This is a genomic window from Micropruina sp. (assembly GCF_047606365.1).
GTDB lineage: Bacteria > Actinomycetota > Actinomycetes > Propionibacteriales > Propionibacteriaceae > Micropruina.
In genome coordinates this window covers 1-10,149 of record NZ_JASGEN010000085.1, presented here as the reverse complement: position 1 = coordinate 10,149, position 10,149 = coordinate 1, and the positions used below count along the sequence as shown (strand labels likewise).

Annotated in this window: 11 protein-coding genes; 7 read left to right on the top strand and 4 right to left on the bottom strand. The window is 68.9% G+C overall.

All coding sequences use genetic code 11. The features are described from left to right. Position 1 precedes the first annotated feature (1 nt). Both QM624_RS09740 and QM624_RS09735 read left to right on the top strand, forming a co-directional pair. Complete coding sequence (locus tag QM624_RS09740) at positions 2-1,282, top strand: vWA domain-containing protein (RefSeq protein WP_298129269.1); 1,281 nt, start codon at positions 2-4, stop codon at positions 1,280-1,282. A 1-nt stretch (position 1,283) separates the two neighbouring features. After that, positions 1,284-2,432 (top strand): FHA domain-containing protein, encoded by a 1,149-nt coding sequence (locus QM624_RS09735; protein ID WP_415091236.1) that lies wholly within the window; start codon positions 1,284-1,286, stop codon positions 2,430-2,432. Positions 2,433-2,550: 118 nt separating this feature from the next. Here the strand turns inward: QM624_RS09735 and QM624_RS09730 are convergent, their stop codons facing one another. The 4 genes from QM624_RS09730 to QM624_RS09715 form a co-directional block, all read right to left on the bottom strand. Continuing rightward, positions 2,551-2,982, bottom strand: coding sequence for a VOC family protein (locus tag QM624_RS09730; protein ID WP_415091234.1), 432 nt, complete (start codon positions 2,980-2,982; stop codon positions 2,551-2,553). A 50-nt stretch (positions 2,983-3,032) separates the two neighbouring features. Continuing rightward, on the bottom strand, positions 3,033-3,731 hold the full coding sequence (locus QM624_RS09725; RefSeq protein ID WP_415091232.1) for a vitamin K epoxide reductase family protein: 699 nt from the start codon (positions 3,729-3,731) through the stop codon (positions 3,033-3,035). Next, positions 3,724-4,512: a DsbA family protein gene (locus tag QM624_RS09720; RefSeq protein ID WP_415091230.1), complete on the bottom strand. Its 789-nt coding sequence runs from the start codon at positions 4,510-4,512 to the stop codon at positions 3,724-3,726. The genes QM624_RS09725 and QM624_RS09720 overlap by 8 nt, the downstream gene beginning before the upstream one ends. Positions 4,513-4,705: 193 nt before the next feature. Then, positions 4,706-5,185, bottom strand: coding sequence for a hypothetical protein (locus QM624_RS09715; RefSeq protein WP_415091228.1), 480 nt, complete (start codon positions 5,183-5,185; stop codon positions 4,706-4,708). Between the two features lie 182 nt (positions 5,186-5,367). Between QM624_RS09715 and QM624_RS09710 the strand changes: the two genes are divergently transcribed. The 5 genes from QM624_RS09710 to QM624_RS09690 all read left to right on the top strand — a co-directional run bounded on the left by QM624_RS09710 (position 5,368) and on the right by QM624_RS09690 (position 9,998). After that, complete coding sequence (locus QM624_RS09710) at positions 5,368-6,153, top strand: ABC transporter permease (RefSeq protein WP_415091226.1); 786 nt, start codon at positions 5,368-5,370, stop codon at positions 6,151-6,153. Between the two features lie 4 nt (positions 6,154-6,157). Further along, entirely contained in the window at positions 6,158-6,958 is an 801-nt protein-coding gene (locus QM624_RS09705; protein ID WP_415091224.1) for an ABC transporter permease, read from the top strand. Between the two features lie 3 nt (positions 6,959-6,961). Beyond that, positions 6,962-7,906, top strand: coding sequence for an ABC transporter ATP-binding protein (locus QM624_RS09700; RefSeq protein ID WP_415091222.1), 945 nt, complete (start codon positions 6,962-6,964; stop codon positions 7,904-7,906). A gap of 183 nt (positions 7,907-8,089) precedes the next feature. Next, on the top strand, positions 8,090-8,314 hold the full coding sequence (locus QM624_RS09695; RefSeq protein WP_415091220.1) for a DUF3107 domain-containing protein: 225 nt from the start codon (positions 8,090-8,092) through the stop codon (positions 8,312-8,314). 130 nt (positions 8,315-8,444) lie between these two features. After that, entirely contained in the window at positions 8,445-9,998 is a 1,554-nt protein-coding gene (locus QM624_RS09690) for a DEAD/DEAH box helicase (RefSeq protein ID WP_415091218.1), read from the top strand. The last annotated feature ends 151 nt before the right edge of the window (positions 9,999-10,149 follow it).

The window sequence follows — 10,149 nt, the reverse complement described above, 5'->3', positions numbered from 1 at the left end:
AATGGCCCTGTTCACGTCCGCGGTGTACCAGAACGAGTTCCTGCCCGACGGTGGCACCGACGTCAACGCGATCGTCACCGTTGCCTGCAGCGGCGCGGGAGCGGCCGGGCAGACCGGTAGCGGCGACGCCGGCGAGATCATCATCGTCGACACCTCCGGCTCGATGGGCAACGTCAACATGGCGGCGGCGAAGCAGGCGGCGATGGTCGCCCTCGACCACATTCTCGACGGCACCTACTTCGCCGTGGTCGCCGGCAATCACAAGGCGTACCTGGCCTACCCGATGGTGCAGTCAGGGGCCGGCATGGTGCGCATGGATGCCCGCACCCGGGCCGACGCGCGGCGGGCGATCAGCTACTTCCGCGCCGACGGCGGCACCGCGATGGGCAACTGGCTCAACCTGGCCAAGGCCCTGTTCGACTCGATCGGACACCTCGCCCAGAAGCACGCGATCCTGCTCACCGACGGCGAGAACCACAACGAGACCCAGCAGCAGCTCGACATGGCGATCCGCAACTGCGTCGGCCAGTTCCAGGTGGACTGCCGAGGTGTGGGGGTCGATTGGAAGGTCTCCGAGATCCGCACCATCGCGCAGGCGCTGCTCGGCACCGTCGACATCATTCCGAACCCGTCCGCGCTGGGACAGGTGTTCGCCGAGTTGATGCAGAAGTCGATGGGTCGTGGCGTGGCGCAGGCCGATCTGCGGATCTGGATTCCGCAGGGCGCGCAGGTGCTGTTCGTCCGGCAGGTCTCCCCCACCGTGGAGGATCTGACCGACCGCGGTGTGCCGATCAACCCGCTCACCCAGGCGTACCCGACCGGTTCGTGGGGCGATGAGGAGCGTGACTACCACGTGCAGATCCGGCTGCCGGCCAAGTCGGTCGGGCAGGAGCAGCTCGCCGCCCGCGTCCAGTTGGCGGTCGGCCCCGAGGTGCTGACCCAGGGCCTGGTCAAGGCGAAGTGGTCCTCGGACACCAACCTGACCGCGCAGATCAATCCCGAGGTGGCGCACTACACCGGGCAGACCGAGTTGGCGCAGGCCATCCAGGAGGGGCTGCAGGCGAAGGCGTCCGGCGACGAACGGACGGCGACCACCAAGTTGGGCCGGGCCGCCCAGCTCGCCGCGGAGACCGGCAACGCCGAAGCCACCGCGAAGCTGCGCAAGGTCGTCGATATCGACAACGCCGAGACCGGCACGGTGCGGTTGAAGCGCGGTGTCGCCAAGGCCGACGAGATGGCGCTCGACACGGCGTCCACCAAGACCACGCGAATCAGGGGCTGACATGGCGATTTGTCCGGCGGGACACACCTCAAAGGCGGACGACTACTGCGATCTGTGCGGACTGCCGGTGACCCAGGGCACGGACGCCGCGTCGCCGGCCGCTGCCGCACCGGTGCAGCCGCTGCCGGGTGCGTTGTGCCCGCACTGCGGCACCAACAACGCCCCCGATGCCCTGTTCTGCGAGGCCTGCGGCTATGACTTCACCACCGGCACCATGCCGCGTTCGGCGACGCCGACCGCTGAGGTCCCGCCCGCGCAATGGTCGAGCCTGCCCACGCCCGAGGGCGACGCGGATCGTTGGACGAGCCTGCCGGGGTCTGAGGCCGTCCAGGAAGGCGATCAGGCGGGCGACCGCTGGTCGAGCTTGTCGAGATCCGGCGACGCCGAGGACTCGGAGGCCGAGCAGGGCGCACCCGACCCTCGCTGGTCGAGCTTGTCGGGGCCCCAGGAAGCCGACGAAGCCGAGAGTCAGGACGTTCAGCCCGATCCTTCCTCGCCGGACGCGCCCAGCCCCGAAGCTCAGCAGGCCCAGCCTGAGGCCGGCCAGCCAGGAGTGGCTGGACCCGAGCAGCCCGCGGATACGTCCCCGGACGTTCCCGGACCCGCTGCGAGCCCGGCTGAGTTCCCCGCGGCCGTCTCTCCGGCAGCACCCACCGCCGGCTCCGAGTCGGCGCCGGCCGAGCCGCCCGTCCCGACGCCGCCGTCACGCCGCCCGCTGCAGGCGCGTCCGACCTCGGTCGAGTGGGTGGCGGAAATCTGGATCGACCCCGACTGGTACGCCACTCAGGGGGCCACGGACGCCCTGCCGTCTCCCGGTCTTCCCGAGGTCGTGCCGTTGCGGGCGAGTTCGGCGCTGATCGGACGCACCTCGCGCAGCCGCAACATCCACCCCGACATCGATTGTGCGCTGGATTCCGGCGTCAGCCGGCGGCACGCCCAGGTCACCAGCGACGGCACCCGCTGGTGGATCGAGGATCTCGAGTCGGCCAACGGAACTTTCCTCGGATCGTCCGCCGGTCCGCTGCCCACCACCCCGATCGGCCGCGGCCGCATCGAATTCGCCCCCGACCAGCGGATTTACCTCGGCGGTTGGACCCGCATCGTCATCCGGGCCGCCACCGACGACGAGAAGCAGGCCTTCAACGCCTAACCCTCCAAACCCCCGCCTCGTCATCCCGGGCTCCGATCCGGGATCTCGTGCGGAGGAGAGCCCGGGATGACGTGAATGATCAGCGTTTCTCAGGCAGGAACCCGCTGATCGGGTTGCCTTACTCGAAGACCACGCGGCCGTCCTCGTCGATGCGCCAGCCGGGGTTGTGCGCGATCTCCCAGATGACGCCGTTCGGGTCGGCCGCATGACCGTGGAAGACTCCGCCGAACGCTCCCTGCTGCGCGGGCTTCAGGATCGTTCCACCGGCTGCCTCGAACGCGGCGAGGGTCGCAACCACACTCTCCCGGTCGGGCACGTTGTGTGCGAGCGTCACGCCGCTGACCCCGCTCGTCGAATGGTCGCGGAGTAGGTCCTGGTCGAACTTCGCCGCATCGAACAGGCCCAGCAGCAAACCCGGTGCGATCTGGAAGAAGACGATCTCTCCCGGCTCGTCGTAGAACACCGTCCAGCCCAGGCCGTCACGGTAGAACCGGCGCGCCGCGTCGAGGTCGGGGGTCGCCAGGGTGAGGAAATGCAGCCGTTGCTCCATACCCTCCAGTCTGACGACTCGCCCCGACCATCAGCCACCGCTTCGGAAGGTCAGAGCATCAGCGGCACGTATTTGATCACCACCATGGCGGTGACGCCGACCAGCCACAGCGTCACCAGCAGCAGATCCAGATCGTGCGCGATCAGCGAACGAGCCACCCGGCTGGCCGACTGCGGCAGGTACAGGTTGCCGTCCCGAATGTTCACATGGGTCAGCGAGGTGAACACCAGCGTGGTCGACAGGGTCACCAGCAGGCACCACGGGCACAGCGCGCCGATCACAAAGAAGGCCTGGAAGAACAGCCAGTAGGCGAAGATCAGGCCGAGCGTGTAGACGATCTGCGCGGCGAACATGAACCAGCGCGGGAAACGGACGCCGCCCAGGCTGGCCACCGCCACCGTGATCACCACGGGTTCGGCGACCAGCCCCAGGAAGGCGTTCGGGAAGCCGAACAGGCTGGCCTGCCAGGACGCCCCGACCGTTCCACAGCTCAGCACCGCGTTGATGTTGCAGGCCAGTGCCGCCTGAGGATCGGCCGCCAGCACGACGGCGTCCACCGAGAGCACGAAGGACGCCGTCAGGCTGAGCAATGCCGAGAACAGCATGGTGCCGAAGATCCAGCCGTTCGACTGGCGCAGGAGCCGCAGCCGACCCATGCCCGAGCGCTGCCCTTCGGCTTCCCCGCTCGCGTCGGACGCGTCGCCTGGCACTTCGGCGTCCGCGTCGGTGACAACGGTCACCTCAGGCACCGGACGCCGCCTGCTGGATCGCGTTGGCGAGCGGGCCGGGCGTGTACAGGTCGCCGGTGAACGGCTGGCCGTTGATCTTGACCGTGGGGGTGCCGGTGACCCCGGAGTCGAAGGCCTGCTGGGTGAGCTGGTTGACCCACGGCACGAAACGCTGCTCCTTGAACGACGCCACGACGTCCGCCGAAGCCCCCGCCTGGGTGGCCAACGCGGCCAGCCGGTCATCGCTCAGTCCGGACGACCCTTCCGAGGGCTGGTTGGCGAACAGCAGCTGGTTGAACCGCAGCGCCGCGTCGGGATCGCTGTTGGCCACGGTGACGAAGGCATTGGCTGCGCGGGTGGAGTACTTGCTGCCGGCCGATTGGGAATCCAGGAAGGCCATCGGGTGGACCTCCAGCTTCACGGTGCCGGCGGCGACGGCGCTCTGCAGCGCCTCACCGTTGGCACGTTCGAACTGGCCGCAGAACGGGCACATGAAGTCGGCGTACACGGTGACGGTGACCGGAGCATCGTCCTGTCCGAAGCGGACGGCGCCGGCGTCCGTCCCGTTGGGCGGCACGATGACCGGGCCGCTGACCGGCGGTGCCGCGGAACTGGTCGACCGGGCGTTGGCCACCGTCCAGATGGTGACGCCGAGGATCACGGCGATGGCGGTGATGCCCGCGATCCAGGCGGTACGGACGATGATGCGCAGGCGGCGGTCGGCGGCAGCCTGCTGTTGTTGACGGCGGCGCAGCGCCTCGCGGGCCTGGCCGCTCTTGGCGGGTGTGGGTTTCTTGGGCATGGTTGGTTCCTGATCCGGGCCGGACGGCCGGCCCCGCTGAGTGTTCGATGCGGCGACTCCGGGTCGCCGGGCGGTGCGCGGGAGGTGCGGTACGGGGGGACGGTTCTTTTCGTTCCACCGTTGCAGCGCACGACCGCGCGGGGTGAAGCTCAGCCGACCCGCACGTCACTCGATCGGACGCGGCGGGCCGGGTTCAGGAAAGCGTCGGCGGACCGCGGCGCGGGTTGACCCGGTTCCAGCCGGGACGAGCCGCGACCACGGGCACCGGGACGGGTGCGGGTTGCGGCCAGGCCAGGACGGCGACGCCCTCCAGCCAGGCCAGTGCGGCCACCAGGACTCCGCGTCCGATGCCGATCAGGCGTTGCGCGCCGCTCAGCAGCAGGGCGGCCGCAACCAGTGCGGCCGGGGTCAGGACGAGGTGCACCACCAGGGTGGACGCGACCATCAACGTCCAACTGACGACCGGTGCCGGGGCGCTCACACAATGAATGGCACCCGCCGGTTCGGTGCTGGGCACCAGGCTGTACAGCGGATGGCCGGCGTCGAAACAGGCCACCACGGCAACCCGAGGCAGCCGGTCGAGAAGCGGCAACAGGGCCGCCGTGATCAGCGCGGCAACGATGAGATGCGGCCCCCACATAGGGAGCCGCAGTCGTCGCCACGGGATGCTCACGACAATGAGACTACCAACGGCCCGCGGCCCTGGAGGCCGAACCATCCAGGCACCCCACGACACGCCCTCCCCACCGTGATCAAACGCGACCACCGGCGGTTGAGCTTGTCGAAACGCCTCCCCGGAGACGCGCAGTCCGAAGCCTCGACAGGCTCGACCACCGATTCCCTACGCTGTCGCAGGTGCGTGCGTTCTGGGAGCTGGCAGCCAGCAGCTTCCGGCGCTATCTGCGTTACCGGACGGCCATCGTCGCCACCATGATCACCAACTGCGTCTTCGGGTTGGTGCGGGCGTCGCTGCTGATCACCGCGGTCGACGGGGCCGGTGGCGAGATCGCCGGCTACGACGCGCTGCGTGCCTCCAGCTATGTCTGGCTGGGTCAATGCCTGGTCGGCGTGGTGTCGCTGTGGGCGGTGGGCGAGATCGCTCAGCGGATCAAGGCGGGTGACGTCGCTGTCGATCTGCTTCGGCCATTGCCGCCGGTGCTCGGCTGGCTGGCTGCCGAGTACGGGCGCGCCGGCAGTGCGCTGCTGGTCCGGGTGCTGCCGATGCTGGCACTCGGCGCGCTGACCACCGGGTTGTCCCTGCCGATCGATCCTGGGCTGTGGCTGTTGAGCCTGATCTCGCTGCTGCTCGCGGTGACCATTGCCTTTCAAGGGTTGCTGCTGGTCAACCTCGCCGCGTTGTGGGTGCTGGAGGTCCGCGGTTACATCAATCTGTACGTGATCGTGATGAACCTGTTCTGCGGGTTGATCGTGCCGGTCTCATGGTTCCCCGACTGGCTGCTGGCGATCAGCCTCGCCACACCGTTCCCCAGCATGTTCCAGGCCCCGATCGACCTGGCGATGGGCGTCGGCTCGGCGCCGGCGACGTTGGCCGTTCAACTGCTCTGGGTCCTGGTGCTGGGCGGTGCCGCCCAGTTGGTGCTGCGGCGCGGCCTGAGCAGGGTGGTGATTCAAGGTGGCTGAGCAGGTGAGCACCTCACGGATGGTCTGGACGATGCTGGCCGCCCGGCTGCGGTCGCAGACCGTTTACCGGGGCAGCTTCGCCGGCGATCTGGCGTCTCAGGCGTTGCTCGGCCTCACCGAGCTGGCCGAGATCTACGTGCTGCTGCACAATGCGCCGGTCTTCGGCGGGATGACCCTGTCGCAGGCCTGTGTGGTCTACGGAATGGCTGCGATCGCCTTCGGGTTGGCCGACATGGTCTTCGGGCAGCTGGACGCGGTCAACGTGGCGATCCGGACGGGCCAGCTGGAGACCCTGCTGGTGCGGCCGGTGCCGCTGCTGCTGCAGCTGATCACCGCCGACGTCCAGTTGCGCCGGCTGGGCCGGGTGGCCCTCGGTCTGGCCGTCTATCTGTGGGCGCTCACCGTCGCCGGTGTGGAGCTGACACCCGCGTCCGTGCTGCTCGTGGTGGTCGCGCCGCTGGCCGGTGCGCTCATCTTCGGGGCGTTGTTCCTGGCCGCGGGCAGCCTGCAGTTCTGGCTGATCGACGGAGCGCAGGCGGGCAACTCGATCACCTACGGCGGACGGTACGTGGCCAGCGTTCCGGCCGGCGCGCTGCTGCTGCCGGTGCGGGTGTTCTTCACCTTCGTGGTGCCCGCGACCCTGATCGCGTTCGTCCCTGCGGCGGTGCTGACCGGTGCGCCGCTGCCGTGGCCGTTCGAAGCCTGGATGGCCTGGCTGGGGTTGCCGGTCGCGGCGCTGATCTGGGGCGTGGTGGGATTGCTGTGGCGGGCCGCCGTCCGTCACTACACCGGGGCGGGAGGCTGACTTGTGGCGATCATCGAGGCGCGGGCACTGACCCGCGACTACCGTCGGCGCGGTGGCGCGCTGCGCGCTCTGGACGCACTCGACCTGACGGTGGAACCCGGCGCGTCCATCGGCTACCTGGGTGCCAATGGCTCGGGGAAGTCGACCACGATCAAGATGCTCTGCGGCATCCTCACCCCGACCGCGGGCACGATCCGCACCTGCGGTCTCGATCCGGTACCGAACCGGCGTCGGCTGGCTCGTCGGATCGGTGTGGTGTTCGGGCAGCGCAGCGTGCTGTGGTGGGATCTGCCGCTGGCCGACAGCTTCCAGATCCTGGCCGCCATGCACCGGTTGCCGTCGTCGGTGTGGCGTCCGCGGCTCTCCGAGTTGGTGGACGAGTTGGCGCTTGCCGACTTCCTCGACCAGCCCGTGCGGGAACTGTCGCTCGGCCAACGGATGCGCGGCGAGGTGGCCGCGGCGCTGCTGCACTCCCCCGAGTTGCTGGTGCTCGACGAACCAACCATCGGTCTGGACGTGCTGAGCAAGGGCGCGCTGCGTGACTTTCTGCAGCGCGAGCGGGCCGAGCGTGGCACCACGTTGTTCCTCACCACGCATGACCTCGGCGACGTCCAGCGGCTGTGCGATCGGATGGTGATCATCGATCACGGCAGACTCGCCTTCGACGGCACCGCGGCCGACCTGGCGCGGGTGACGGACGCCGAGCGCGTCCTGGTCGCCGATCTGACCGAACCGGTCGGAGAGCTCGCCCTGCCCGACGGTGCCAGGCTGGTGGACATCGGGGCCGGCGGGCATCGCGTCCGGATCTCGTTCCGGCCCGGCGCAGTCAGCGCCGCCGACCTGTTCGCCGCCGTCGCCGACCAGGCCCGAGTGGATGACCTGACCCTGACCGAGCCCGCGATCGAGGAGCTGGTGGCCCGGATCTACACCCGTCCCCCAGCACCCTGACTTATCGGCCACCCCTTCTCGGGCCCACGAAGCCCGAGGTCTCGACAAGCTCGACCAACCAGCCCGCCACCCGGGGAGGACGACCCCGCATATTGCGCTGGCAGCGGACGACGCCGCGCCACGGGCAGCGACCCGACTAGGGTCTGTGCAGAGATTCTGTGTTGGGCTGTTGTAGGAGAAGCAATGGAGATCAAGGTCGGCATCGTCCACGGCGCTCGGGAGATCATCGTCGAGACCGAGGAGACGGCGGCGTCCGTCGAGACGGCGTTCAGCAAGGCGGTCGACGACGGCTCGGTGCTCACCCTGACCGATGATCGGGGCCGCAAGGTGCTGATCCCGGCGTCCCGGATCGCCTATCTCGAACTCGGCCAGGAAGCGGCCCGCAGGGTGGGCTTCGGCGCTCTCTGAGGCTTGCATCGGGGCTGCACCGCACGCCACCGAGGCACCGGACGGCCGGTCGGGCTAGACTGACGGCCGAACGCATACGATGTGCGTCCCCACCGCCCGTGCGGCCGATGATCCCGCCGCCGGTGTGTGGGTGTCACTTTCCGGCCTGACGGCCGGTGCACGTAAGGCCATAACACTGAGCGACACCGCTTCCGAGGCGCTGCAGTCCGCAGACGCCCAACCGACATTCGCCGACCTCGGCGTCATTCCCGAAATCGTCGAGGCCCTCAAGGCCGTCGGCATCGAACACCCGTTCCCGATCCAGTCGCTGGCGATTCCGATCGCTGTCAACGGCACCGACATGATCGGGCAGGCCCGGACGGGCACCGGCAAGACCCTCGCGTTCGGCGTCAGCCTGCTGCAGCGCGTCGTGGTCAAAACCGACCCCGGCTACGCCGATCATTCGCCGAAGGGCAAACCGCAGGCGCTGGTGATGTGTCCGACCCGTGAGCTCGCGCTGCAAGTCGCCGACGACCTCGAGGTGGCGTCATCGGTCCGCAAGGCGCGGGTGCTGACCGTCTACGGCGGCGTCGGCTACGACACCCAGGTCGGCACGCTGACCAGCGGCGTCGACATCGTCGTCGGTACCCCCGGACGGCTGCTCGACCTGGTCACCCGCCGTTCCCTCGACCTCTCCGCGGTCAAGGTGCTGGTGCTCGACGAGGCCGACGAGATGCTCGACATGGGCTTCCTGCCCGACGTCGAGCGGCTGATCTCGAAGACGCCGCCGACCCGGCAGACGCTGCTGTTCAGCGCGACCATGCCGTCCGCGGTGGTCGGCCTGGCCCGGATGTACCTCAACCAGCCGGTCAACGTCCGTGCCGAAACGCAGGACGCCTCGGTCACCGTGCCCGAGGTCGACCAGTTCGTCTACCAGGCGCACGACCTCGACAAGCCCGAGATCATCGGACGCCTGCTGCAGGCCGAGGGCTGCACCAAGACCATCATCTTCACCCGCACCAAGCGGTCCGCGCAGCGGTTGACCGACGAGCTCACCGACCGCGGCTTCAGCGTCGGGTCGTTGCACGGCGATCTCAACCAGGTGCTGCGCGAGAAGTCACTGAAGCGGTTCCACGCCGGCAAGGTCGACGTGCTGGTCGCCACCGACGTGGCGGCGCGTGGCATCGACGTGACCGGTGTCTCGCACGTGGTCAACTACGAATGCCCGGACGACGACAAGACCTACGTGCACCGGATCGGCCGGACCGGCCGGGCCGGCGCCAAGGGCGTCGCGATCACCCTGGTCGACTGGGCCGACCTGACCCGCTGGAAGGTGATCAACAAGACCCTCGATCTGGGTTTCCCTGACCCGACCGAGACCTACTCCACCTCGCATCACCTGTTCACCGAGCTGGGCATCGCACCCGGCACCAAGGGCCGGATCGCCCCGCCCAAGGAGGCCGAGCCGCGCAAGCCCCGCGAACCGCGGGAACGCGGTCCGAAGGCCGAGCGGGTCGAGACCTCGGACGGCCGGGTGCGCCGCCAGCGCCGCCGCCGCTCCGGCGGTGACAAGCCCGTCCAGCCGGAGTCGAGCGAGGCCACGCCGACCCAGGCAGCGCCCGGTGAGGCGTCCGACAAGCCGCGTCGCCGGCGCCGCCGTCGTTCGTCCGGCAACAAGCCGGCCGAAGCCGCGCCCGCGGAGTAACCATATCTTAATCGAATAGAACCGTCACCGAGGATGCGAATCTCGCAATTCGGGGACGGTTCTTCGCGATGCGGTTTTCAAACTTCCGGGGACGGTTCTTTCGCGTGCGAAATTCGAATGCGAGATACCCGTCCCCCGACGTGCGAATCTC